The sequence below is a fragment of the Nocardiopsis eucommiae genome (genome assembly GCF_965344335.1).
Taxonomy (GTDB): domain Bacteria; phylum Actinomycetota; class Actinomycetes; order Streptosporangiales; family Streptosporangiaceae; genus Nocardiopsis; species Nocardiopsis eucommiae.
Genome location: NZ_CBDRIY010000002.1, coordinates 1 through 24,964, shown reverse-complemented (window position 1 = coordinate 24,964; position 24,964 = coordinate 1). Strand labels below are relative to the sequence as shown.

Genomic DNA, 24,964 nt, shown 5'->3' with positions numbered 1-24,964 from the left:
TACAGTACAGCGTACGGTAAGGATCAGGCGGGCTTGGCCGGGCAGCCCCGGAGGTGGTCGTCGACCACTCCGGTCGCCTGGAGGTAGGAGTACACGATGGTGCTGCCCACGAAGTTGAAGCCGCGCTTCCTGAGGTCCCGGCTGAGCCGGTCGGACAGGGCGGTGGTCACCGGCACCTCCTCCGGGACGGTCCAGTCGTTGACCACCGGCGTGCCCTCGACCCACCCCCAGAGATAGGGGTCGAAGCCGCCGAACTCCTCGCGGACCCGCAGGAAGGCCTGGGCGTTGCGCACGGCGGAGGCGACCTTGAGGCGGTTGCGGACGATGCCGGGGTCGGCGAGGAGCCGGTCCGTCTCGGCCGGTCCGTAGGCCGCGATCCGCTCGACGTCGAAGCCGTCCATGGCGTTCCGGTAGTTCTCCCGCTTGTTCAGCACCGTCGACCACGAGAGACCGGCCTGGGCGCCCTCCAGGACGAGCATCTCGAAGAGGTGGGTGTCGTCGTGCGAGGGCCGCCCCCACTCGTGGTCGTGGTACTCGGTCATGAGCTCGGAGGCGTTCCGGGCCCAGGCGCAGCGGTGGAGGTCGGTCATGGGTGCTCCTCGAAGCGGTGTGCGGACGGGCTCCCATCGTCGCGGAGACCGGTGACGGTCGGTGCGAAACCGGTGCTCAGGGGCAGGGGAAAGGGGAAACACGTTGTGCGGACCGTGCGGCCGGGAAAGGATGGAGGGGTGACAGACGCGCCGAGTTCCCCGCCGCCCCGTTCCACCGCCCCCACGGTGCGGCTGGTGGAGATGACCGAGCCCGTGCTCGCCGCGCTCGCGGAGGGGGACACGGTGACCGCCAGCGCCCACGTGGGCGTCGAGCTCGGTGAGCACTTCGCCACCGAGGAGATGCGCTGGCTGAGCCGCTACCGCCTCGGTCAGATCCAGGCCGTGCCCAGCCGCGCCGGGTGGCTGACCAGCGTGGTCGTGGACGACGAGCACGGAGTGGCGGTGGGCCACGCCGGGTTCCACGGGCCGCCGGACGAGCGCCGGATGGTCGAGATCGGGTACTCCGTGGTGCCGGAGCTGCGGCGCCGGGGCTACGCGCGGGCCATCCTGACCGAACTGCTCCGCCGGGCCGACGCGGAGCCGGAGGTCGCCGTGGTGCGGGCCTCGATCCGGCCGGACAACGCGGCCTCGAACGCCACCATCGCCGGGTTCGGCTTCGAGCACGTGGGCGAGCAGTGGGACGACATCGACGGCCTGGAGCTCATCCACGAACGTCCGTCCCCGCGCCCGGACCCCGCTCCTTAGGGGACCCCGACCGCGACGACCCGGGGCGCCCTCACGTGAGGCCCGGTCGAACGGCGGACCGGCGCTCTCGGGTACGTCTCCGCACCGGCCCGACCGTGGACACGGGGCCTGCCGCGACGTGCTGAGGCGCGCGCGCCGCGAGCCCCGGTCGGACCCCGGGGAGGCGTCCTCGGCTACCGTCTGACCCGTGCCCTTCCCCCACGGCGCGCCCCTGCCCACGGCTGCCCGCTCCGATCCCGCCCCCACCCCCACGGAGGAGTCAGCACGTGAGTGCCCTCGACATCAGCGGTCTCAGGCGCGTCTACCAGCGCAAGGGGCGTGACCCCCTGGAGGCGCTGCGCGGGATCGACCTGGAGGTCCCCGAAGGCGAGGTGCACGGGCTCCTCGGCCCCAACGGCGCGGGCAAGACCACGCTGTGCAAGATCATCTCCACGGTCCTGCTCCCCACCTCCGGAACCGTCCGGGTCCTCGGACACGACGTCGTCACCGGCACCGCACGGGTCAAGAGCTCCCTGGGGATCGTCTTCGGCGGGGACAAGGGCGCCTACGACCGGCTCACCGCACGGCAGAACCTCACCTTCTGGGCCTCGGTCTACGGGCTGAGCGGGGCCCGGCGCCGCCGCAGGGTCGAGGAACTCCTCGAACGCGTGGGCCTGGCGGACCGCGCCAGGGACCGGGTCGGCGGGTTCTCCCGGGGCATGAAGCAGCGGCTCCACCTGGCCCGAGGGCTGGTCTCCGACCCCGGGGTGCTCATCCTGGACGAGCCCACCGTGGGCATGGACCCGGTGGCCGCACGCGACTTCCGCACCCTGGTGGGGGAGCTGCGCAGCGGCGGCACCACCATCCTGCTGACCACGCACGACATGGCCGAGGCGGCGGCGCTCAGCGACCGGGTCTCCCTCATCGATCAGGGCGCACTGGTGATGACCGAGACCCCGGAGACCGTCGGTGACCTGGTCTCCGCCTACGAACGCGTGGACGCGCGCGGGGTCCCCGAACCGCTCCGGCAGCGGCTGGGCGCCCTGCCGGGCGTGGTGTCGGTGACCGGAACCGAGGACGGGCTGACCCGGGTGGAGACCGAGACCCCGCGGGCCACGCTGGCGGTCCAGCGCGCGCTGGTCGACGCCGAGATCCGCGACGTCTCCCTGAGTCGCCCCACCCTGGAAGAGGTGTACCTGCACCTGGTGGGCGACCGGGGGATGGCGGTGGACCGGTGAGGCGGCTGCCGATCTCCTTCGCCCTGGGCTTCGGGTTCCAGACCCGGGCCATGTCCCGCAGCGCCGACACCTACTTCACCCTGGTCGGGACCCCGTTCACCACGGCGGTGCTGATGTCGATGGTCCTGTACTCCGGCCGGTCCGACCTCGCCGCCTACGCCGTGGTGGCCCCCACCCTGATGTCCCTGTGGACCGCCGCCCTGATGTTCTCCGGCGAGATGATCAGCGAGGACCGGGAGAACGGCCGACTGGAGCCGCTGGTGGCCTCCCCGGTCGCCCTGCCGTCCCTGGTCTTCGGGCGCCTGTGCGGGGCGATGCTCGTCTCGCTGCCCGCCTTCGCCCTGGCGGTCCTGGTGGCGGGACTGGGCTTCGGCCACTGGATCACCGTCCACCATCCGGTGGTGTTCCTCCTGGCCATGGTGGCCACCGCGCTGGGCACCGCCGCCACGGCCAGCGCGCTCTCGGCCCTGTTCCTCGCCACGCCCAACGCCAGGATCGTGCAGAACACCCTGTCCATGCCCATGTTCCTGCTGGCCGGGGTGATGGTGCCGGTGGCGCTCTACCCCGGCTGGGTCGAGGGCGTGAGCCGGGTGCTGTACCTGTCCTGGGCCGCCGACCTGTTCCGCGACTCACTGACGCCCGCGCCGGTCGAGGCGGTCGCGCTCCGTCTGCTCACCGTCCTGGCCCTGGGGGCGCTCGCCTTGGCGGTGGGCTCGTACACGCTCGTCCGCTTCCTCCGGCGCGCCCGCGCCGAGGGCACCCTGGCCCGCGTCTGATGAGGGGAAGAACGGTGATCTCGCCCGTTCGGGCCGCGCGCACGGTGCTCCACAGCGCGGTCATCGCCCGAGCCGACTTCCACGCCTTCTACACGTGGCGGACCTGGTTGTTCGGCTGGCTTGTCCGGCTGCTGTCCCAGGTGGTCTTCTACAGCGCGGTCGGCGCGCTCGTCGGGGACCCGGAGTACACCCGCTACGTCGTCCTGGGCGCCGCGCTGACCCTCTGCGTGGCCGAGGCGATGTTGGCGGTGGCCTCCACCTGCTGGGACCGCCAGGCGGGCACGATGGGGCTGCTGGCGGCGTCACCGGTCGAACCCGGCCCGCACTACTTCGGTCGCAGCCTGGAGATGCCGGTCTCCGCGATGGTGACCACCTCGATCGCCCTGCTGGCCGTCCCGCCCTTCTTCGGTATCGGCTGGACGTGGTGGCAGGTCCCCCTGCTGGTCGGGATCGTCATCCTGACCTGCCTGTCCACCTACTGCATGACGCTGCTCGTCGCCTCCGCCGCGCTGGTCTTCTCCGAGGCCCGCAACGTGATCAGCACCGTGACGACGGTGAGCGTGACGGCGATCTGCGGCGCGATGGTACCGGTCTCGTTCTGGCCCGCCCCGCTCCAGTGGGTGGCCCAGACCCTCCCGGTCACCCACGGGCTGGCCGCCGTGCGGGCGGTCGAGGCGGGCGCCCCGGCGGTGACCGTCCTGGCCTCCGTGGGGCTGATGCTCCTGGCCGCCGCCTGCTGGCTGTCCCTCGCGATGCTGGCCTTCCGCCAGATCTTCGCGCGGGCCCGTACCGGGAACGGGATCCTCGACTGAGAGCCCCTCCCGGTGATCCTCCCGACCCGTTCCCCCAAGAGAGACGCGACAGTATGGCTGACTCCCACCCCGACCCCCGGGACACGGCTCCGGACACCTCCACCGGGTTCGGCTTCGGCCTGCACCACGTCCTGATCTGCCTGCCCCCGGGCGGTGAGGACGCGTGCCGGTCCTACTACGTGGACGTCCTCGGCTTCGTCGAGGTCGCCAAGCCCACGACCCTGGCCGCGCGCGGGGGCCTGTGGGTCCGCGCGGACGGTCTGGAGATCCACCTGGGAGTGGAAGAGGACTTCACCCCCCAGCGCAAGGCCCACCCCGGCATCCTCGTCCGGGAGCTCGACATCCTCGCGGAGCGGATCACCTCGGCCGGATACGCGATCACCTGGGACGAAAACCTCCCGGGCCACCGGCGCTTCCACACCTTCGACAACCACGGCAACCGGCTGGAGTTCCTCACCCCGGCCTGATCCGGCCGTGGTGCCGCCGAGGCCACCGTCCCGAACCCGCCCCGCCCAAGGTGCGCGGGCCGGGGAGGGGTACGGCGGTCAGTCGGTGCCGTGCCAGGAGCTCCACAGGGCGGCGTAGGCTCCGCCCGCCGCGATGAGCTCGTCGTGCGAGCCCAGCTCGGTGACGCGCCCGTCCACGACCACGGCCACCCGGTCGGCGTCGTGCGCGGTGTGCAGTCGGTGCGCGATCGCGATCACGGTCCGGCCCTCCAGTACCGCCGCCAGCGACCGCTCCGTGTGCCGCGCCGTCCTCGGGTCCAGCAGGGAGGTGGCCTCGTCCAGCACCACCGTGTGCGGATCCAGCAGCACCACGCGGGCCAGCGCCACCTGCTGGGCCCGGGCCGGGGACAGGGCCTCGCCGCCCGAACCCACCCGGGTGTCCAGGCCGTCCGGGAGCTCTCGCGCCCAGTCGGCGTCCACGGCGTCGAGGGCGCGCGCCAGGGCGGCGTCGTCCACGTCGGCGCCCTCGGCGGCGGCGATCGCCAGGTTCTCCCGCAGGGTTCCGGTGAACACGTGGTGTTCCTGGTTGACCAGGACGATCCGTTCGCGCAGCACCCCAGGGGAGAGCTCGGAGACGGGCACCCCGCCCAGCGACACGTGCCCGGAGCCCGGCGCGTCCGCCCCCGACAGCAGACGGCCGAGGGTCGTCTTACCCGCCCCGGACGGCCCCACCACGGCCAGCCGTTCCCCGGGGCGCACGCTGAGGTCGATCCCGCGCAGCACGTCGTGGCCGGGCACGTAGGCGTAGCGGACACCGGACAGTTCGATCCGGTCGTCCGCCGGAAGCCGACCCCCGTCCGACGACTCCTCCGGCAGCCGCTGCACGCCCCTCAGCCGGGCGAACGACGCCCCGGCGCGCTGGAGCTCCTCGAGCCGCTGGGTGACGCCGATCATCGGGTCCACCATCTGCTGCACGTACAACAGGCAGGTCACCAGGGTGCCGAGGCCGATCCCGCCGTTCAGGTACAGGGCTCCGCCCACCAGCAGGGTGACGGAGACGGGCAGCACGAAGACCGATTCCGCGACGGGGAACAGCACCGACCGCAGCCGCAGACTGCCCCGGCGGGCCCGGTACAGGACGCCGACGTCCCGGTCGGTCACCCCACGGCGGTCCGCCTGGACGCTCAGGGCCTCCACGGTGCGACCGCCCTCGGCGGTGGCGGTGGTGCCCTCCAACGCGGTGGAGAGGGCCGTCCCCTCGGCCAGGTAGGTCTCGCGGGAACGCCTCAGGTACCAGCGAGCGGCGGGCCACACCAGGGGGAAGCCGAGCAGCGCGCACAGCCCCAGCAGCGGGTGCAGCCAGGTGATCGCGGCCACCAGCACCAGGATCTGGAGCAGGCCCATGCTGATCTCCGGCAGCGCCCCGCGCAGGCTGGCGCCCACGTTCCCCACGTCGGCGGAGACGCGCGTGGTGAGGTCGCCGGTGCCCGAGCGCTCCACCACCCGGGTCGGCAGGGACAGTACCCGTCCCACGAAGTCCTCACGCAGGCGCCGCAGGACGTCCTCCCCGAACCGGTAGACGGCTCGGCGCGCGTACCGGGTGAGCAGGAGCTGCACGAAGGCGGCCGCGAGCACGCCGGCGGCGAGCAGGTCCACCGTCCCCAGGGTGGCGGTACCCGCCTGAACCCTGTCGACGATCCGGCCCAGGAGATACGGGCCGACCAGCCCGGCGCCGGTGGCCAGACAGGTCAGCAGGACCACCCGGACCACCCGCCCGCGCTCCGCGCGCAGCAGCAGGAGGGCGTCCCGGCGGACCTGGGCGCGGTCCGCCACCGGGAGTGCGTGGTTCATCGAGGGGTCCCTTCGTCGTCGGCGCCGCCCCGGCCGTTCTCGTCGTCGGAGGCCCCACGGAAGACCAGCGTCCGGTAGTCCGGTCGGTCGAGCAGCTCCCCGTGGGTGCCGACCGCCGTGACCCGCCCGTCCACGAGCAGGACCACCAGGTCCGCCCGGTCCAGCAGGAGCGGCGAGGTGCCCGCGACCACGGTGGTGCGGCCCGACCGGGTCTCGTGCAGCCGCTCGGCGATGGTCGACTCGGTGTGCGCGTCCACGGCGGAGGTGGGTTCGACCAGCAGCAGCACCTCGGGGTCGAAGAGCAGGGCCCGGGCCAGTCGGACCCGCTGGCGCTGCCCGCCGGAGAGGTTGCGGCCCTGCGGCTCGACGGCGGAGTCGAGCCCGTCCGGCATCGAGGTGACCACGTCGTCGGCGCCCGCCACGTGCAGGGCGGTCCCGATCTCGGCGTCCGTGTGGTCGCCGTGCGGGTCCAGGACCTCGCGCAGCGCCCCGGCGAACAGGTAGGACTCGTTGTCGGACACCAGGACGCGTCGGCGCACCTCCCCGATCTCCACGTCGCGCAGCGGGATCCCGCCCCACCGGGTGTCGGAGGCCGTGTAGCGGCCGAGCCGGTCCACGACGTCCGCGGCCCCGGCGTCGGCGGAGACGAGGGCGGTGGTCAGGCCCGGTGGGACACGCACCCCGGAGACGGGTTCGACCAGCTCCGCGCCCTCCTCAGGGCCGGGCAGGTCCCGGCCGCTGCCGGTGGGCGGGGGGTCGAGGGTGAGCAGGCGGAGGGTCCGGCGCACGGACACCAGGCCCTCGATCACGGCGCTGGCCCCCTCGATGAGGAAGAACACCGGCAGGATGAGGATGGCGACGTAGGCGTAGACGGCGACGGTCTCGCCCACGGTGATCTGCCCGTCCACCGCCAGACGCGCGGCCACCCACGTGACCGCGCCGAGGAAGACCACCGGCAGGCAGGCGCTGACCGCGTGGAACCAGCTGGTGGTCTCGCTGACCCGGTAGCCCTGGTGCAGCAGCTCCCTGGACCGGCCCTCGTAGCGGCGGGCGAAGTGCTCCCTGCCGCCGATCCCGCACAGCACCCGCAGGCCGGACACGATGTCGGCGGCCAGCGCGGTGGTGCGCCCCTGGTGCTCGCGGTAGACCGTCTGGTGGCCGTGCAGCCGCCCCATCAGCGGGCCGACCACCGCGGCCAGCACCGGGACTCCCAGCACGACGATGACGGCGAGCAGCGGCGAGATGGTGAACAGCAGGACCGAGACGCCCGCGTAGGCCACGACCGATCCCACCCCGGGTCCGGTCAGGGTGAGGATGTTGGCGATCCGCAGGACGTCCGAGGCCTGCACCGTGGAGAGCTCACCCGAGGAGACCCGGCGGGACAGGGACGCGCCCAGCACCGTGGAGTGGCGGGTGAGCACGCGCATGGTCCGGTGCGCGGCGTCCGTCCTGACCAGGGACATCGTCCGGTGTCGCAGGATCGACACGGTCGCGGTGGCCACGGCCGCGACCGCGGCGATCCCGGCCCACAGGACGAGGGCGCGTGAGTCCTCGGCGCGCAGGCCGTCGTCGATGGCGCGGGCGAGCAGATAGGGCGGGAACACCAGCCCGAGCATCCACAGGGTGCCGTAGAAGGAGCCCCGCAGCACCCGCCACGGCTGGGAGGCGATCAGCCACCACACGTAGTGGAGGGGGCCGCGCAGGTCGGGATCACCGGTGGGCGGGAGGGCCGAGCGGGGGAGCGGGCGAGTCCCCCAGGGGCCGGGGACACCCGTGGTCTCGGTCAACTGACACCTCCGTGTGCGCTGGGTCACGACCATCCAACCAGGGGGCGGGGACGTGCGCGGGACGAGGCCCCGAGGCGCCCGCGCGGCCCAGGCCGGACCCGCCCCAGAACAGCGCGGGACCCGGACCCGGTGACGGGCCGTCAGCCCTGGGTAAGGGGGTGACAGGCGCTCGGCGGCAGGGTAGAACGGCACGAGCGTCCACCCTCAAGAACCGAGGAGCACCACCCCTTGACCGTCAACCCGTTCCTGTCCCCCAGCGAACTGCCCTACCGTCTTCCCGACTTCGCGGCGATCCGCGAGGAGCACTTCCTGCCCGCCTTCGAACAGGGCGTGGCCGAACACCTCGCCGAGGTCGACGCGATCGCCCGTGACCCGGAGCCCGCGACCTTCGACAACACCATCGCCGCCCTGGAGCGCTCCGGTGCGACCCTCCGGCGGGTGGAGGTCGTGCTCAACACGCTGACCAGCTCCGACGCCACCGACGGCATCCGTGAGATCGAGAAGCAGGTCGCACCCCGCGCCACCCGGCACCGGGACGCCATCTCCCTCAACCGCGACCTGTGGGCGCGCATCCAGCAGGTCAGCACGGACGACCCGCAGGAGGCCTGGCTGCTGGAGCGGTACCGCCTCGACTTCGTCAACGCCGGGGCCGACCTCGGTGAGGAGGAGCAGGAGCGGCTGCGCGAGCTCAACGCGCGCCTGGCCGAGCTCGGCACCGAGTTCTCCCGCAACGTCGTCCGCGCCACCGGCGAGTCCGCCCTGGTCACCACCGACGTCTCCGACCTCGACGGCCTGGACGAGGCCCGGATCAGCGCGATCAGGCAGGGCGACGAGTACGTCCTCCCGCTGCTGAACACCACTGTGCAGCCCGCGCTGGCCCAGCTCACCAACCGGGCCACCCGCGAGCGCCTGTACACCCTCAGCGCCGAGCGGGCCCCGGAGAACCTGGAGATCGGCGCCCGCATGGCCGAGCTGCGCGCCGAGCGCGCCCGGCTGCTGGGCTACCCCGACCACGCCGCCTACAAGGTCGCGGACCAGACGGCGAAGACCGTCGAGGCGGTCGAGGAGCGGCTCGGCCAGCTGGTCGGCCCGGCCCTGCGCAACGTCGAGAAGGAGGCCGGGGTGCTCGCCGAGCACGCCGGGCACGAGATCGAGCCGTGGGACTGGCCGTACTACACGGAGCAGGTCCGCAAGGCCCGCTACGACTTCGACGAGAGCGTGCTGCGGCCCTACTTCGAGCTCGGCCGGGTGATCGAGGACGGCGTCCTCCACGCGGCGACCCTGCTCTACGGCGTCACGTTCACCGAGCGCCCGGACCTCGCGGGCTACCACCCCGACATGCGCACGTGGGAGGTGTTCGACGGCGACGGGACCCCGCTGGGCCTGTTCCTGCTGGACCCGTACGCGCGCCCGACCAAGCGCGGCGGCGCGTGGATGCACAACCTGGTCGACCAGTCGTACCTGCTGGACGAGCGGCCGGTGGTGGTCAACAACCTCAACGTCGCCAAGCCCGTCTCCGGGCCCACCCTGCTCACGTTCGACGAGGTGGAGACGGCCTTCCACGAGTTCGGCCACGCCCTGCACGGCCTGCTGTCCGCAGTCCGGTTCCCCCGGGTCGAGGGCACCAGCGTGCCGCGTGACTTCGTGGAGTTCCCGTCACAGGTCAACGAGATGTGGGCGCTGTGGCCGGAGGTCCTGTCCCACTACGCGCGGCACCACGAGACCGGTGAGCCGGTGCCCGCCGAACTCGTGGAGCGGCTGACCGCCGCCAGCCAGTTCAACCAGGGCTTCGGCACCTTCGAGTACCTGGGCGCCGCGCTGCTCGACTGGGCCTGGCACCGCCTGGCCCCCGGCGAGACCGTCGAGGACCCGGCGGCCTTCGAGGCGCGTGCCCTGGAAGCGGCCGGTGTACTGCACCCGCTGGTGCGTCCCCGGTACCGGAGCGCGTACTTCCAGCACATCTTCTCCGACGACGGCTACAGCGCGGGCTACTACTCCTACGTGTGGAGCGAGGTGCTGGACGCCGAGAGCGTCGAGTGGTTCAAGGAGCACGGCGGGCTCACCCGCGCGGGCGGCGACAGCTTCCGGGAGAAGGTGCTGTCCCGGGGCGGGAGCGTCGACCCGATGGAGGCGGTCACCGACTTCCTCGGCCGCGAGCCCGGGATGGGCCCCCTCCTCACCCGCAAGGGCCTGAACTAGGCAGCAGGGCCGGAGCCGGGGAGGCCCGAAGCACCCCGGCCCGTACCGGCGGGGCCCGAGCCGGGGTGTCCCCCGCGGCCCGCTCGCGGCGGGTCGCGGGGCCGGGCTCAGCCCTTCGGCGCGCGGGGCTCACCCAGACCGGCGCGCCTCCGCACCCGGCGGCCGACCCCCTCCACCGCGCGCAGCGCGTCCCGGACGTCCCGGTGCGAGGGGGTGAACGGCAGGTTGTGGATGGTCTCCTCCGGGGCCGTCGCGGCCGCGACCACCCGGTCCAGCAGCGCGTCGTCGGCCTTCCCCAGCCCGGCCTCGGTCAGGGTGGTGGGCAGACCCGCCCTGGCGGTGAACTCCGCGAACTCCTCCACCTCGGAGGTGGGCGCGCCCTCCAGCAGCAGCTGGGTGAGGGAACCGATGTTGACCTTCTCGCCGTGCGCGAGGTGGTGGGTCTCGTCGACCGCCGTGAGGCCGTCGTGCACCGCGTGCGCGGCGGCGAGGCCGCCCGACTCGAACCCGAGGCCGGAGAGCAGCGTGGTCGCCTCCACCACCGCCTCCACGTCCGGGGTGACCAGGTCGTGGTCCACGGCGTCCAGCGCCGGGAGCGCGGACTCCCACAGGATGTCCCAGGAGAGCCGGGCCAGGGCGGTGCCCGCGCGGGTGGGACGTCCCTCCACCATGTTCGTGGCGTCGGTGCCGCGCAGGGCCCGGGCCTCGATCCAGGTGGCCAGGGCGTCGCCCACCCCGGCGGCCAGGAACCGCGTGGGAGCCTGGGCCACCAGTTGGGTGTCGACCACCACCAGGGCCGGGTTGCGGTCGTAGAAGCGGTAGGACTCGAAGGCGCCCTTCTCGGTGTAGACCACGGAGAGGGCGGAGGTCGGGGCGTCGGTGGAGGCCACCGTGGCGGCGCTCACCCAGGGGACTCCGGCGTTGGCGCCCGCGGCCTTCGCGGCGTCGATCGCGGCGCCGCCGCCCAGGCCGACGATCACGTCGTGGTCCTGTGACCGGATGACCTCACCGACCCGCTCGGACTCGGTCCTGGTGGGTACACCCCCGAACCGCTCGAAGATCAGCGGCACCCCGACCTCCGCGAAGGAGCGCTCCAGTGTCGCGCCGACCAGCCCCCGCACGACGTCGTCGGTGAGGACCAACGGCCTGCTTCCCACGCCTCCGACCAGTGAGCCGAGCCGCTCCATCGCGCCCCGGCCCTGGACGTAGCGGCCGGGTGAGGCGAAGACGCGCAGAGACGGAGTGTTCTGGGCCATGGGAGTTCCCCCTGTGGTTGGTGGTTCTCCTCCCGGCCTGGCCGGTGGACGGGCCACCCAAACGTCCCGCACCACAGGTTGCCCTGTTCTTTGCCCCACACCACCGGACGCGCCCCCACCCGGGTCGGGGCGCGGGCGCGGCGGTCTCAGGCTGTCGCGGCGGCCTCGGCCTTGGCCCTGCGACGGCGTACGGCGGCCGCCCCGACCGCGCAGATCGTCACCAGCAGGGCGGTGCCGCCGACCACGGCCATGACACGACCGCGCGTGGGTTCCCTCGGCAGGTCCAGGGCGAACTGCTCGGCCTCGACCGCGTCCCCCGAGCGCGGCCCCATCTGTCTGGTCAGCGCCCCCACCGGGTCCAGGAACCCCGTCCCGAAGGCGGCGCCGGCGTCCGGGTAGGCCGACAGCACCAGGCGCTCGGCGGTCTGCGCCGCGCTCAGCCCGGGATCGTGGGAGCGCACCAGGGCGGCCACACCGGCCACGAACGCCGCCGCGACCGCGTCCCCCTCCGCGACCGCGTGCCCGTCCCCGCCCGGCGCCAGACTCATCACGGACTGGCCGGGCGCGCTGAGGTCGGGCGCCGAGATACGACCGTCCGCCGTGGCGGGCGGCGGCATCAGCGGCGCGCCCTCCGTACCGGTCGCCGTCACCCCCAGCACCTCGCTCCGGGTCGCCGGAACCGCCGCGTAGGCGTCCCGCTGGACCATGGCCGTGGACGGCGCCACCACCAGGACGTCCTCCTCCACGGCGGTGTCCACCGCCGCTTCGAGCCCGGAACTGCCCAGGGGGACGGCGACGCCCACCAGCACGACGTCCGCTCCGCCGGAGACCGCGTCGGTGATCCCCTCCGCGACCGCGTCGGCGTCGGCACCACCCCAGTCGTCCGTGACCGGCACCGACAGCACGCGGGCCTCCGGGGCCACCCCGACGAGGCCGCTGTCCGGCTGCGGCCGGGCGGCGACGATCCCGGCCAGGAAGGTCCCGAACCCGGTGCAGTCCTCACCGGCCCCCTCCACCACCCCCTTGAGGGCGGCGGAGGAGTCGTCCACCGCCGAACCCACGACGGCCACGGTCGTTCCGGCCCCGGAGGAGGCGGACCGCGCCCGGGGGAGGCCCAGGGCGTTCTCGGTCCACAGCTCCTGGTCCACCGTCTCCTCGGAGGACGGCACGCACTCGTCCCCCACCAGTTCAGGTGCCACCTGGGGCAGGGCGGGCGCGACCTGGTCCGCCGCCGCGGGCGCGGCCGCCACCAGGAACAGCGCGGCCGTCAGACACACCCCAGCCCCGAACCGAAGCCGCTTCCGTTCCGCTCCGTTCGACACGGGGCCTCCCGTTCCTCTCCACCGACCGCGCGGCGGTCGCTTCCTCGTCAGGGCCACTCCACGGACACCCGTCAGCCGCGGGCGTCCGCCTCCTCGGTCTCGGGGTCGAGCGCCAACTGCACCTTGACCGGGTCGCGCCGGTCGAAGCGCAGCGCACGCCCCGGAGGCAGACGCTGCGGGCGCAGCGATCCGAACAGCACGCCCTCGGAGGGCGGGCAGGACAGCACCATGCTGGGGGTGTTCGCGTCGATGAGCATCCGCAGCGCGGGCTCGCCCATGGCACGGCTGAAACCACCCGCGCCGCGCGCCAGGATCAGGTGGAACCCGATGTCGGCGCCGTGGGGCAGCATCTCCATGAGCGGGGACAGGGGCCCGCCACCACCCGAGGAACTCAGCAGGTCGTAGTCGTCGATGACCACGAACAGCTCGGGCCCGGTCCACCACGAGCGCTCGCGCAGCTGCTCCGGAGTGACCTCCGGGCCGGGCAGCCGGGGCTTGAGCGCCGCGGCCGCCGCCATCATCATCTCGCGGGCGCTCTCACCGGTCACCGCGTAGCCGAGGCGCTGTTCCTCGGGGATCGCGTTGAACAGACCGCGTCGGGGGTCCACCACGACCACGCGTGCCTCGGTGGCGCTGTACCGCTCCCGGATGGTGCGGGTGACCAGGCGCAGCAGGTTGGTCTTGCCGCTCTCGTTGTCACCCACCACCAGCATGTGGGGCAGCACCGAGAAGTCGTGCCACAGCGGCTCCAGACGGCGCTCCTCCAGACCCAGCGCGATCTTCGGGCCGTCCTCGGGGGGCGGCAGGTCCGACGCCGGAAGCGACAGGGGCAGCAGCCGCACCTGGGGAGCGGACGGGCCGTCCCACCGCTCTCTGACCGCCTCCACGACACCGGCCACGGAGGCCTCCGGCCCCTCCTCCATCTGGGGGAGGGTGGACAGGAAGTGCTTGTACTCGGCGGTCAGGCCGCGACCGGGGATCCGGGGGACCTTCTCGGCCTGGCGCATGTTGATCGCGGAGTCCACCGCGTCGCCCAGACGCAGCTCGAACCGGGTGACCAGCAGGTCACGCAGGCTCGACTGCACGTCCGCCCAGCGCGGCGAGGCCACGATCAGGTGGATGCCGTAGTTGAGGCCGCGCTGGGCGATCTGCGTGATCTCCGCGATGAGGTCGATCATGTCCGAGCGCACCGTGGCCCAGCCGTCGATGACCAGGAACACGTCACCGTAGGGCTGGTCGGAGAACTCCCCGGCCGCCCGACGCCGGCGGTAGGCGCTGATCGAGTCGACGCCGTGCTCCGCGAAGAACTGCTCACGGCGCCCCAGCAGCGCGGTCATCTCCGCGACGGTACGGGTGACGCGTTCGAGGTCCATGCGCCCGCAGATACCGCCCACGTGCGGCAGGTCCGCCACTCCGCGCAGCGTGCCGCCGCCGAAGTCCAGGATGTAGAACTGCACCTGCTCCGGGGTGTTGGTGAGCGCCAGCGCGGTGATCAGCGAGACCAGGAGGGTGCTCTTGCCGCTCTGCGGACCACCGATGACGGCGGTGTGCCCGCCCGCGCCGCGCAGGTCGGCGGTGAGCGGGGTGCGCAGCTGCTCGAAGGGGCGGTCCACCAGGCCCACCGGCACCGACAGCACCGGCTCGGCGCCCCACGCGGGCAGCGAGGTCGCGCCCGCCGACCGCAGCATCTCCGCCACGGTGGGGGCCTGGTCCAGGGGAGGCAGCCACACCTGGCGTGCGGGCGGACCGACGTCGCGCACCGCTTCCAGCGCGGTCTCCAGCAGGCTCGTGTCCGACTCCTCCACCGGCTCCGGCTCGGGCTCCACGGGTGAGGCGGGCGGCCCGGCCACGTACCCGGGCAGGAACGGGGTGATCTCGCGGGCGGCGGTCGACGCCCGGGCCGCGCGGCGCTTGGCGCGGTAGGGGCCCGAGACGTACGCGGCCTTGAACCGCGTCAGCTCCTCGGTGTCGGACTTGAGGTAGCCCGATCCCGGTGCCGGGGGGAGCTGGTGGGCGTCGGCCACACCGAGCACGCCCCGGCTCTCCATCGCGGAGAACGTGCGCAGCGCGATCCGGTAGGAGAGGTGGCTCTCCAACTGGTGCATGCGGCCCTCGTCCAGCCGCTGGGAGGCCAGCAGCAGGTGCACGCCCAGGCTTCGGCCCAGACGGCCGATCATGACGAACAGCTCCATGAAGTCCCGGTGGGCGGCGAGCAGCTCACTGAACTCGTCCACGATCACGAAGAGCGTGGGCATGGGCTCCATGGTCGGGTCGCTCCGGCGGCCCTTCTCGTACTCGTGCACCGAGCTGAAGTTGCCCGCCGAACGCAGGAGTTCCTGGCGGCGGATCAGCTCGCCGTGCAGGGCGTCCTGCATGCGTTCCACGAGGGAGGTCTCGTCGGCCAGGTTGGTGATCAGCGCCGAGGTGTGGGTCAGCCCGTCCAGGCCGATGAACGTGGCGCCGCCCTTGAAGTCCACCAGGACGAAGTTGAGCTTCTCGGAGGAGTGGGTGAGCGCGAGGGACAGCACGAGCGTGCGCAGCAGCTCGCTCTTGCCGGAACCGGTGGCGCCGATCAGCATCCCGTGCGGGCCCATCCCGCCCAGCGCCGACTCCTTGAGGTCCAGTTCCAGGGGAGCCCCCGAGGCCGCGATGCCGATGGGCACCCGGAGGCGGCTCTCCGGGCGCTCGCGCTCCCACTCGCGGGCGGCGTCCCAGGTGTGCAGGTTCGGGATGCCCAGCAGGGTGGTGAGGTCGAAGTCGGTGGTCAGCGGTTCCACCACGTCTGCGGCGACGCTGACGCGGTAGGGGGCCATCATGCGGGCCAGGGAGCGGGCCCGGGGGAGGTCCAGGGAGTCGGGCCGACCGAGGTGGGAGAAGGATTCCCGCCCGGAACGGTCCAGCTCACACATCTCCATGGAATCCTTTTCGACCCGTAGTGAGAGTGTGTGAGGCGCCCCGTCCCACATGCGCTCGATGCCCACTTCGATCACGATCGCGTTGCGAAAGCCTCCGCTGAGCAATCGTGAACCTTGCGGCACGGATCCGCCGTCGACGATGATGACGGTGAACGGCTCGTCACGCCCGGGCACGGCCTGAGGGTCGAAGGGCGGCCGGTCCGCGAGCTCGGGACCGACGAGTCTTTCCAGCTCAATGGCGTCGGAGGCGATCAGTCGGACGGGCCCCGCACCGTCCCGCTCCGTCGGGTGCATGCAATGGGGGAGCCATTTCATCCATTCCCAGTCCGCCATTCGCTCATCGTTCACACAGGCGACCACACGCAATTCGTCCGGCGCGTGAAAAACTGTGACCTGTCCCACGAGTGCGCGCACCATTGCACGGATGGTTTCGGTTTCACCGCGCAGACCCAGATGCGCGAATCCCCGTAGATAAAGCGAGACCGGCAAGTCCGCGACGGTGCCGTAGGCGTTGATGAAACGGCGCAGCGCGTGCGCGCAGAGCGGTTCCAGGTCCTCCACCGGCTTGGTCGACAGCGGGGCGATGCGCGTCTGGAGGGGCTGCTCGCCCACGCCGATCCGGATCTCCGCGAAGTCGTCGTGTGCCCCGCGCCGCTCCCACAGCCTGCTCGTACGCACCAGCGACCACAGGGCGTCGGGGTCGGGTCCGTTCCACGCGCGGGCCTCACGCTGGGCGACCACGACCTCCCGCACCCGGCCGCGCATCTGGCCGAGATAGCGCAGGTAGTCCCGGCGGTCGCCGGAGAGCCGACGGCTGCGTTCGATCCGGACGCGCAGGATCTGGCCGCCCACCATCGCCACCGCTCCGACGAGCATCATGCCGCCCGCGATGAAGGGCATGGCAGTGCCCAGGGCGCCGCCCCCGCCGGGCCGGATGAACATCATCACCATCGCGAGCGAGCTCAGCGCCATCGGCAGGTACATGAAGACCCCCGAGATGCTGTTCTCCTGCTCAGGGAGGACCGGGGGTTCCTGGAGGGAGAGCTCGCCCTCGGGCGGCTCGGGGCCGGGTCGACGCGCCGGCCTGCGGACGAGGATGGTGCTGATCAGCGTGTCCCTTCTCTTTCCCCTGGTCAGAAGGTTCTCGAGCCAGGGGCGCCGGGCGGACCGACCGGGGGGTAATTCCGACGGGCTCGAATGGAGGAACCCCAGAGCCGGATTCGGTCTCCGGGGCGGGGCCGGGGCGCTCAAATGAGCAAAGGTATCTCCGAGCCAGAGTTTTCCGAAACGTCATGACCGGAATTCCGGAAGTGATGCTACTCTATCCCAGCATTTCCAGTTCGGGTGCGCCGTGCCCCTGCCCCCGGGTGTTCCGCCGAGGAATGGCGCAGCCCGGCCCTTCTCCCCCTCCACGGGTGTCTTTATCCCCCACCCGTAATCCGACCCAGCCACTGTCGTCCAGCGAGGAGGACCGATGTCGGACGTCGTCTCCGCCGATCTCTGCCGCCTGGTCGTGCGCGCGCCCAACGCCTCCTTCGAGATCGCCGTTCCGTGCGACCTGCCGCTGGCCGAGCTGCTGCCCACGTTCCTGCTCTACGCCGAGAACGAGAACGAGGACCTCGACGAGAGCGGACTCGAACACGGAGGGTGGGTGCTCCAGCGACTGGGCTCACCCCCGCTGGACGAGTCCGAGACCGCGGAGACGCTCGGCCTCACCGACGGCGAGACCCTCTACCTGCGCGAACGCGCGGACCAGATGCCGGAGATCCACTTCGACGACCTCGTCGACGGCGTGTCCGACACCCTGTCCGAGCGCGCCGACGGGTGGGGGCCGCGCGTCGCCAGGCGCACGCTGACCGGCACCGCCGCGGTGGGTTTCGCCGGAGCCCTCGCCCTGCTGATGCTGCTCGGCCCCACCTGGATCGCCGGCACCACCGCCGCCGCCACGGCGCTGCTCCTGCTGCTCGCGGCCGGGGCCGCCGCCCGTGCCTTCGACGCGCCCGTCGCCGGTGCCGTCACCGGGGGCTCCGCCGTGCTGTTCATGGCCTTCGCCGGATCCACCCTGCCGGGCGGCGACCCCAGCAACGCCCTGATCGGGGCGCGGATGCTCTCGGGCGCCTCGACGGCGACCGGAGCGGCGGTCCTGGCGATCGCCGCCGTCGCCGCCTGCCTGCCGTTCTTCACCGCCATCATCGGCACGGCCCTGTTCACCGCCGCCGCCGGCGCCCTGCTCATGTTCTGGGACAACGCCCCGCCGCCCGGAGTCGCCGTCTCGGCCGCCGCCCTGGTGCTGCTGCTCTGCTCGTTCGCCCCGGCCCTGGCCTTCCGCCTGGCGGGCATGCGCCTGCCTCCGCTGCCCGACGGCGTCAGCCAGCTCGGTGAGTACATCGACCCCCACCCGGCCCGCGACGTGCGCACGCGCACCAAGCGCGCCGACCACTACCTCGGCGCCCTGCTCGCCATCGTGGCCGTGGTGTGCGCCGTCTCGATGACCGTGCTGGCCGCCCACCCGAGCGGACTGGCCTCCACCGCGGGCGTCTGCGTCGCGCTGATCCTGCTGCTCCAGTCGCGGGGGCTCAGCGGAGTGTGGCACCGCGTGTGCCTGTTGGCCTCCGGCGTGTACGGGCTGGTGGCGATGGCCGTGGGAGGCGGCCTCGTGGGCGGTGACACCGCTCGCATGGTGCTGTTCGGCCTGCTGCTGGTCGCGGCACTCGGGCTGCTCCTCGCCGCCTGGTCCGTGCCGGGCACCCGTCCCATCCCGCACTGGGGCCGGGCGGGGGAACTCATCCAGAGCCTCGCTGCCATCGTCCTCGTGTGCCTGATCCCGGGGAACCTCGGGCTGCTGGCGTTGATGAGGGGGATCGGCGGATGACGCGTAGCGGAAGGCGGGTGGTCTGATGCAGACCCGTCGCGACCAGGTACAGGCGCACTCGTTCATGGTGCGCCGTCTCTCCACGGCCATGGCCGCCGCCGCGCCGGACGCGGCCGAGGAACCCCTGCGGCGCACCCGGAACGGCGCCTTCATCGGGCTGATCCTCGCGGTGCTGCTGTGTGTGGGCTTCCTCGTCTTCGGCCTGATCTTCCCGGGCGGCTCCACCTCGTGGCGCAACGAGGGGACCCTCGTGGCCGTCAAGGGCGGCGCGGGCCGCTACGTCTTCTCCGACGGAGTGCTCTGGCCGGTGTCCAACCAGGCCTCGGCCCTGCTTCTGGCGTCCAACCCCAAGCCGGTCCAGGTCGCCGCCGACTCGCTGGAGGGCACCCCCGTCGGATCCCCGCTGGGCATCGCCGGGGCCCCCGACGGACTCCCCGCCGCCGACGCGGAGGGCCCCATGGTCTGGCAGGTGTGCGCCACCACCGTCAACACCGGGGACGGCGTCGAGACCCTCACCTCGCTCACCCTGGGCCGGTCGCCGTTCGGCTTCCCCGTCGAGGCGGACGACGGCGTCCTCGTCCGGGGGCCGGGCGGCGGGGTCCACCTGCTGTGGAAGGGCAACCGCCTCGCCATCGACGAGGAGAACGGTGCCCTGGAGTCCCTGGGGTACGGCACCGCGGTGCCCCACCCCGTGGCTGCCTCCGTCCTGGACGGCGTGCCGGCCGGACCCGCGCTCTCCGCGCTCGACGTCGACGGCCGGGGCGAGGACGGGCCGCGCGTCAGCGGTGCGGACACCCGGGTGGGACAGGTCTTCAGCGTCCCGGCCACGGAGGGCGGCGCCGAGCAGTTCTACGTGCTCACCCGGGAGGGACTGACCCCCACCGACGCCACGCACGCCCGCCTGCTGCTGGGCCACCCGCTCACGGTGGAGGAGGCCTACGGGGGCGGTGAGGCGGCGCCGGTCGAGCTGACCGTCAACGAGCTGCGCTCGCACCTGTCGGGCGAGGAGCCGGTGACCGGTGACGGCCTGCCCGCCACGCCGCCGCCGCTGACCGACCCCCAGGGCGCGGCGCTGTGCGTCATCGACCAGGGAGACGGAGCCCTGGCGCTCGCGCTCACCTCCCCGGCGGACATCGGCGGCCGCGCCGCGCGGCCCCCGGCGGGCAGCAGGGCCGCCTGCACCGCCCCCGACCTCATCGACATCCCGTCCGGGGAGGGCGGCCTGGTCAGAGCGGCCCCGGCCGGAGGGGCGGCGCTGCGAGGCTCCTACTTCCTGGTCACCGACACCGGGGCCAAGTACCCGGTGCCCGACGCCAAGGCCGCCGAGACGCTGGGCTACGCCCCCGGCGGGGCCTCCGCGGTCTCCACCGCCCTGTTGGACCTGCTGCCCACGGGGCCCGACCTGACCCCGCAGGCCGCCGCGGAACCCGTCGGCGCCCTCGCGGAACCGGGGGAACCCCGGTGCCTTTCCGACTGACGCCCCACAGAACCAGGAGACTCCCATGTCGATGATGCGCAGTACCGACCAGGCGATGCGGACCGGCCGCGACGCCATGGAGACGGCCCACACCACGTGCAACGGTGTCTACACCAGCGTGGACGGCGTGCGGGACCTGCTCGGCGGCAACTGGCAGGGCGGCGCGGCCACCCAGTACGACACCGCTCTGGTCAAGTGGCTCGAGGAGCTGCGCCTGATCACCAACGACATGAACGACATGATCGGCATCCTCGGCGGCACCGAGCGCAACTTCCACGCCATGGAGGACGAGAACATGCTGTCCGCCAACTGGATCACCCAGCTCAACCCGAACCAGGCCGACGTCGCTCGCTGACCTGATCCGACCCCCCACCCGATTCGCACGCCTCCGCCACCGGGGGCGCACCATCGAGAGAAACCGGAGCCATACCCGTGGACGGATTCGAGATCAAGTACAGCGGTGCTGACGACGCGGGCATCGACCTGCGGAAGCAGACCGACATCATCGAGCAGGCCATCAACGAGCTGGACGCCAAGGTCCAGGCCGTCAAGTCCGACTGGATCGGTGAGGCCTCCGAGCAGTACGACCAGCGGCTGCTGTCCTGGCGGCGCAACGTCGCCGACATGCGCGCGCTGCTGGGCCACGCGCAGGTCTCCCTGGGCGACATCACCGAGCGCTACCGGCGCGGCGACCTCCAGGAAGCCGGGAACTGGAACGCCCGCCGCTGACCCCCACCCTCGGCCGCGGCGACGGTCCGCCGGGTCCACGCCGCGGCCGAGGGAACACCGCACCACACCGGATGACGCCGCACCGCGGCTTGACGAAGAGCTGGACAGGAGAGGACGGGGCAGGACGTGTCAGAGGAGAAGACCAAGGTCACGCTGGACTACCTCAAGACGTTGCAGACGGCGCACATCGATCCGCTTCGGGAGAAGGTCTCGAAGATCAAGACGCAGGCGGCCGAGTTCTACCCGGGTGGCGAGGGCGCCTCCGCACCCAACGTGCCCTTCGGGAATCCGAAGCTCCTTGACTACGCGGGCGGACTCTCCTCGGAGGTCGGCACCGTGCTGTCGCAGTTCACCACCCTGATCACCGACCTGGAGACCCGCCTGGTCGGGATGTCCGCCGGGATCCGGAACAGCGCCATCACCTACGAGGAGTTGGAGTCCGACGCGGAGCTGGACGCCACCCAGGTCGGCCAGATCATGTCCAACGGTGCGCCCACGGGCGGCGGTGGCGGCGGTGGCGGTGGCGGTAACGGTGGCGGCGGCAACGGCTCCAACGATTCGCCCAACGAGACGCCCGAGTCGTCCTGAGCCGAGGCCCTCGGCACAGCGTCCGTCCGCTCCGTCCCCCCGAGCACCCCTTCGCCCCACGAACCCGCCCCTGAGGAAACTCCATGGCTGACGAGGACCTCCCCGAGAAGGAGGGGACCGACCCCGCGGTGCCCGACGGTACCGCCGAGGTCAAGGAGATGGCCCACGCCATCAACGCCTTCGCCGACGAGGACGACAAGGGATCGGCCCCTCCGATGGGCTCCGCCCAGGCGGTGAAGGACACCAACTGGCTGAGCAACTACTTCTGGAACGTCAACAACCCCAAGAGCGCGGACGAGTGGTTCGGTTTCGACAGCCGGGCCTCCGATGCCGAACAGCTCGGCGGGTACGAGTGGGGTTTCGCGGTCTACTCCGGTATCCACATCAACGACGCCGTCAAGGACACCGACGGCACGGTGTGGGGCAACTTCATCGACCGGATGCGCACCATCCTCAACGCCGCCTCCGGTCCCGGGACGGGAACCTTCAACAGCAGTGTCCTCAGCCGCATCGAGACCGACCTCGGCGACTTCCGTGACTTCTCCACCGCCCGCTACGACGAGATGTGGGCCCTGGCCGAGGAGATGAAGCCGGGCAACGAGAAGTTCGAGGGCGCCGGAGCGGAGGCCCTGCGTGGGTACCTCAGGAAGCTGGCCCTCGAGTTCCAGAACATCGCCACCTACGTCGAACCGGCCATCGGAGCCGTGAACTCGGCGCGCCTCGCCGCCAACCCCACCTACCTCCAAGCGGTGATCGGCGCCTTCAACACCTGGCAGAGCAGCTCCGACCGGAGTCCCCGCTCGACCATCCGCAACTGGTGGGAGGAGCAGCGGGACAAGGTCACCTGGGAGGACAGCATCATCAAGATCCGCGGTATGCGGACTGATGAGAAGGCCACCTGGGAGACCTTCGAGACCGAGATCAAGGAACGCTGGTGGGACAACCTGGCCGACCTGCGCAAGGCGGCCACGGAGGGTATCTCCACGGTCTCGACGACCTACAACACGTCCGCGGCGGAGATCCTGCCCTTCACTCCCGTCACGGTCACCCCGCCCGGTGGCGGTGGCGGTGGCGGCGGTGGTGGCGGCGGCGGTGACGAGAACGGTCCCCCCTCGGTGGACGAGATCCTCGAAAGGCTGTTCGGCGGCGGAGATGGCGACGGCGACGGTGACGGCAGCGGTGGCGGCGGTGACGGTGACAACCGCACCATCGAGGACATCATCGACGAGTACCTCAACGGCGGCAGCGGTGAGGGCGGCGGCGGTGGCGGCGACGGGAATGGTGGCGGCGGAGACGGAAACGGCGGTGGGGGCGGCAACGGGCCCCTGGGCGACGGCCGCACCATCGACGAGATCGTCGAGGAGTACCTGAACGGTCAGGGCCCCAACAGCGGAGGGTCGGACATCCCCGAGGGCGGCGGACCCGTGCCCGGAGGTTCGGGCGAGCTCAACGGACCGCCCTCGCCCGGGTCGGGTGACCTCAACGGTCCGCCGAGCCCGCCCGGTTCGGACACCCCGGACGGACCACCCCTCACCCCTGTCGGCGGGTCGATGACCTTCGATGGAGGTGGTGGGGGCTCCGGTGACGGCGTGGGCGGACCCGGCGGAGGCCCCCTCGACGGGATCGGCGGCGACCCCTCCTCCTCGGGCGGGGGCGGCGGGTTCATCCCGCCACCGGTGGCGCCCGGCATGGGCAGCCTGGGCGGCGGTGGTGCCGGCGGCGGCTCGAACAACTCGGGACGCCGGGAGCAGGGGACCCCGCTCCCCGACGGCAGCGCCCTGCTCCCGGACGGCAGCACACGTCTGCCGGACGGCACCGTCGTGAGCCCCGACGGCAGCACGCGCCCGCCGGACGGCAGCGGGCGGATCCCTGAGGGGAGCACGCCACTCCCGGAGGGGAGCGCCCGGCTCTCCGACGGCAGCATTCGGCTACCTGACGGGAGCGTCCTGAACCCCGACGGTTCACGGGCCGAGGGCGGCAGCGGCGATCCCTCCAACATCGGGGGCCCGCCCCCGGGCGGTGTCGGTGATCTCGACTTCTCCTCCTCCACGGGCGGAGCGGGCGGCAGCGTGCCGCCGCCCCCGGCTCGCGTCCCCACCGGGGGCGACCTGGACCTCTCCTCGGGTGGTTCGGGCGGGGGCGGAAACGGGCCCGGTTCTCCGGTTCCGGGTGGGTCCGGTGAGATCGGTGGTCCGGGTAACGCGGACCGGCCCGGGCTGCCGGACACCCCGATCATGGGTGGTTCGGGCGGCAGCGGTGACGGGCCCGGGTCTCCGGTTCCGGGTGGGTCCGGTGAGATCGGTGGTCCGGGCAACGCGGATCGGCCCTCGCTTCCCGATCCCCCCGCCCTGGGTGGTTCCGGCGGCAGCGGCAACGGTGACGGGCCCGGTTCTCCGGTTCCGGGTGGGTCCGGTGAGATCGGAGGCGGCTCCGACCGGCCCTCGCTCCCCGATCCCCCCGTCCTCAGCGGCGGTTCCGGAGGCGGCGGGGGCAGCGGCTACCCGTCGCCCGGCGGCATCGGTGGTCCGGGTGACCTGAGTTCCTCCGGCCCGGGCTCGGGCAGCGGCGGCGGCAGCGGGTACCCGGGTCCCGGCGGCATCGGTGGTATCGGCGGTCCCGGTGACCTGAACTCCGGCTCCGGCCCGGGGTCGGGCGGCGGCGGGATGACCCCCCGCGCTGACTCGGGTTCCGTGGGCGGCGGTGCCGACGGCGGCGGAGGCGGCCGGGGCAACGGACCGGGTGGGACCAGCCCGTTCGGCAACTTCGGCGGCGGCCAGGGGGACGGCTCCACGACGGGCGGAGGTCCTGGCACCCCCGGGGCGCCCGGCACACCGGGCACCCCCGGTATGCCCATGATGCCTCCGGGCGGCATGGGAGGCGCCGGTGGTGGCGGCGGTGGCGGCGGACAGGAGCGCAGCCGCACCACGTGGCTCTCCGAGGACGAGAAGGTGTGGGGCACCACCGCACGGGGCGGCCCCGCCTCACTGGGACGCCCCGGAACGCGAAAAGACAAGGGAGTGAGCAGCGTTGGACATGTCCCTGCAGGGTCAGATGGAGAGGTCTCTCGAACAACTTCGTCAGACCCAGGAGCGGCTGGCGGAGGCAAGCGCAAACCTGGAGTCGGTTACCGCCGAAGCGGTGTCCAAGGATCGGATGCTCAGCGTGACGGTGAACGCCAGAGGCGAGATCGCTGAGATGAGGTTCCACACCGAGAAGTACCGGATGATGGCGCCCGCCGAACTCGCCGCGGCCGTCATCGAGGTCGTCGAACGAGCCCGGCGCGACGTCGCCCAGCAGGTCTCGACGTCCATGGGCGGGTTGGTTCCGGGCGACTCGGCGGCGCGTGAGCAGGCGGTGGCCGGAGACCCCTCCGCCCTGCTGGAGGAACTGGGCCTGGGCAACGTGCACCCGCCCAGGTGACA

The 24,964-nt window shown here is 72.5% G+C and carries 19 protein-coding genes; 13 read left to right on the top strand and 6 right to left on the bottom strand.

What is annotated here, in order from left to right; all coding sequences use genetic code 11:
- Window positions 1-23: 23 nt before the first annotated feature.
- A complete protein-coding gene (locus ACRWK8_RS01590) occupies window positions 24-590 on the bottom strand; it encodes a DNA-3-methyladenine glycosylase I (protein WP_431867846.1) in 567 nt (188 codons plus the stop codon).
- A gap of 138 nt (window positions 591-728) precedes the next feature.
- Here ACRWK8_RS01590 and ACRWK8_RS01585 point away from each other — a divergent pair, with 138 nt between their 5' ends.
- From ACRWK8_RS01585 to ACRWK8_RS01565, 5 genes are all read left to right on the top strand, one after another.
- Entirely contained in the window at window positions 729-1,295 is a 567-nt protein-coding gene (locus ACRWK8_RS01585; protein ID WP_378735724.1) for a GNAT family N-acetyltransferase, read from the top strand.
- Window positions 1,296-1,561: 266 nt separating this feature from the next.
- Window positions 1,562-2,512, top strand: a complete 951-nt coding sequence (locus ACRWK8_RS01580; RefSeq protein WP_378735726.1) for an ABC transporter ATP-binding protein — start codon at window positions 1,562-1,564, stop codon at window positions 2,510-2,512.
- Complete coding sequence (locus ACRWK8_RS01575) at window positions 2,509-3,288, top strand: ABC transporter permease (RefSeq protein ID WP_352387929.1); 780 nt, start codon at window positions 2,509-2,511, stop codon at window positions 3,286-3,288. Before ACRWK8_RS01580 ends, ACRWK8_RS01575 begins: the two co-directional genes overlap by 4 nt.
- A gap of 14 nt (window positions 3,289-3,302) precedes the next feature.
- Window positions 3,303-4,100: an ABC transporter permease gene (locus tag ACRWK8_RS01570; protein ID WP_378735729.1), complete on the top strand. Its 798-nt coding sequence runs from the start codon at window positions 3,303-3,305 to the stop codon at window positions 4,098-4,100.
- 53 nt (window positions 4,101-4,153) lie between these two features.
- Window positions 4,154-4,567, top strand: a complete 414-nt coding sequence (locus ACRWK8_RS01565; RefSeq protein ID WP_431867842.1) for a VOC family protein — start codon at window positions 4,154-4,156, stop codon at window positions 4,565-4,567.
- A gap of 78 nt (window positions 4,568-4,645) precedes the next feature.
- Here ACRWK8_RS01565 and ACRWK8_RS01560 read toward each other — a convergent pair whose 3' ends face one another.
- Both ACRWK8_RS01560 and ACRWK8_RS01555 read right to left on the bottom strand, forming a co-directional pair.
- A complete protein-coding gene (locus ACRWK8_RS01560) occupies window positions 4,646-6,397 on the bottom strand; it encodes an ABC transporter ATP-binding protein (RefSeq protein WP_431867840.1) in 1,752 nt (583 codons plus the stop codon).
- Window positions 6,394-8,184 carry an ABC transporter ATP-binding protein gene (locus ACRWK8_RS01555; protein WP_431867838.1) on the bottom strand — a complete coding sequence of 597 codons (1,791 nt, stop codon included), beginning with the start codon at window positions 8,182-8,184 and terminating at the stop codon, window positions 6,394-6,396. Before ACRWK8_RS01555 ends, ACRWK8_RS01560 begins: the two co-directional genes overlap by 4 nt.
- Window positions 8,185-8,412: 228 nt before the next feature.
- Here ACRWK8_RS01555 and ACRWK8_RS01550 point away from each other — a divergent pair, with 228 nt between their 5' ends.
- Window positions 8,413-10,383, top strand: coding sequence for a M3 family metallopeptidase (locus tag ACRWK8_RS01550; protein ID WP_431867836.1), 1,971 nt, complete (start codon window positions 8,413-8,415; stop codon window positions 10,381-10,383).
- Window positions 10,384-10,490: 107 nt separating this feature from the next.
- On the opposite strand, the gene ACRWK8_RS01545 is transcribed toward ACRWK8_RS01550, so the two are convergent.
- The 3 genes from ACRWK8_RS01545 to eccCa all read right to left on the bottom strand — a co-directional run bounded on the left by ACRWK8_RS01545 (window position 10,491) and on the right by eccCa (window position 16,983).
- The gene (locus ACRWK8_RS01545) at window positions 10,491-11,639 is read right to left on the bottom strand and encodes a glycerol dehydrogenase (protein WP_431867834.1); all 1,149 of its coding nucleotides are present in this window, start codon (window positions 11,637-11,639) and stop codon (window positions 10,491-10,493) included.
- 146 nt (window positions 11,640-11,785) lie between these two features.
- Window positions 11,786-12,961, bottom strand: a complete 1,176-nt coding sequence (locus ACRWK8_RS01540; protein ID WP_431867832.1) for a S8 family serine peptidase — start codon at window positions 12,959-12,961, stop codon at window positions 11,786-11,788.
- 71 nt (window positions 12,962-13,032) lie between these two features.
- Entirely contained in the window at window positions 13,033-16,983 is a 3,951-nt protein-coding gene (eccCa, locus tag ACRWK8_RS01535) for a type VII secretion protein EccCa (protein WP_378736178.1), read from the bottom strand.
- 367 nt (window positions 16,984-17,350) lie between these two features.
- Between eccCa and eccD the strand changes: the two genes are divergently transcribed.
- The 7 genes from eccD to ACRWK8_RS01500 all read left to right on the top strand — a co-directional run bounded on the left by eccD (window position 17,351) and on the right by ACRWK8_RS01500 (window position 24,962).
- Window positions 17,351-18,748: a type VII secretion integral membrane protein EccD gene (gene eccD / locus ACRWK8_RS01530; RefSeq protein WP_378735743.1), complete on the top strand. Its 1,398-nt coding sequence runs from the start codon at window positions 17,351-17,353 to the stop codon at window positions 18,746-18,748.
- 25 nt (window positions 18,749-18,773) lie between these two features.
- Window positions 18,774-20,225, top strand: a complete 1,452-nt coding sequence (gene eccB / locus ACRWK8_RS01525) for a type VII secretion protein EccB (protein ID WP_431867829.1) — start codon at window positions 18,774-18,776, stop codon at window positions 20,223-20,225.
- A 25-nt stretch (window positions 20,226-20,250) separates the two neighbouring features.
- Complete coding sequence (locus ACRWK8_RS01520) at window positions 20,251-20,580, top strand: WXG100 family type VII secretion target (RefSeq protein WP_357766083.1); 330 nt, start codon at window positions 20,251-20,253, stop codon at window positions 20,578-20,580.
- Between the two features lie 71 nt (window positions 20,581-20,651).
- On the top strand, window positions 20,652-20,954 hold the full coding sequence (locus ACRWK8_RS01515) for a WXG100 family type VII secretion target (RefSeq protein WP_378736180.1): 303 nt from the start codon (window positions 20,652-20,654) through the stop codon (window positions 20,952-20,954).
- Window positions 20,955-21,080: 126 nt separating this feature from the next.
- Window positions 21,081-21,542: a hypothetical protein gene (locus ACRWK8_RS01510; protein WP_431867826.1), complete on the top strand. Its 462-nt coding sequence runs from the start codon at window positions 21,081-21,083 to the stop codon at window positions 21,540-21,542.
- Between the two features lie 83 nt (window positions 21,543-21,625).
- Window positions 21,626-24,736 carry a hypothetical protein gene (locus ACRWK8_RS01505; protein ID WP_431867824.1) on the top strand — a complete coding sequence of 1,037 codons (3,111 nt, stop codon included), beginning with the start codon at window positions 21,626-21,628 and terminating at the stop codon, window positions 24,734-24,736.
- Complete coding sequence (locus tag ACRWK8_RS01500) at window positions 24,636-24,962, top strand: YbaB/EbfC family nucleoid-associated protein (protein WP_431868067.1); 327 nt, start codon at window positions 24,636-24,638, stop codon at window positions 24,960-24,962. Before ACRWK8_RS01505 ends, ACRWK8_RS01500 begins: the two co-directional genes overlap by 101 nt.
- Window positions 24,963-24,964 lie beyond the last annotated feature (2 nt).

Excerpts from the sequence above, each read along its gene's own strand:
- ACRWK8_RS01590 (WP_431867846.1), bottom strand. The coding sequence starts at position 590 with ATGACCGACCTCCACCGCTGCGCCTGGGCCCGGAACGCCTCCGAGCTC.
- ACRWK8_RS01565 (WP_431867842.1), top strand. The coding sequence starts at position 4,154 with ATGGCTGACTCCCACCCCGACCCCCGGGACACGGCTCCGGACACCTCC.
- ACRWK8_RS01560 (WP_431867840.1), bottom strand. The coding sequence starts at position 6,397 with ATGAACCACGCACTCCCGGTGGCGGACCGCGCCCAGGTCCGCCGGGAC.
- ACRWK8_RS01545 (WP_431867834.1), bottom strand. The coding sequence starts at position 11,639 with ATGGCCCAGAACACTCCGTCTCTGCGCGTCTTCGCCTCACCCGGCCGC.
- eccD (WP_378735743.1), top strand. The coding sequence starts at position 17,351 with ATGTCGGACGTCGTCTCCGCCGATCTCTGCCGCCTGGTCGTGCGCGCG.
- eccB (WP_431867829.1), top strand. The coding sequence starts at position 18,774 with ATGCAGACCCGTCGCGACCAGGTACAGGCGCACTCGTTCATGGTGCGC.
- ACRWK8_RS01520 (WP_357766083.1), top strand. The coding sequence starts at position 20,251 with ATGTCGATGATGCGCAGTACCGACCAGGCGATGCGGACCGGCCGCGAC.
- ACRWK8_RS01505 (WP_431867824.1), top strand. The coding sequence starts at position 21,626 with ATGGCTGACGAGGACCTCCCCGAGAAGGAGGGGACCGACCCCGCGGTG.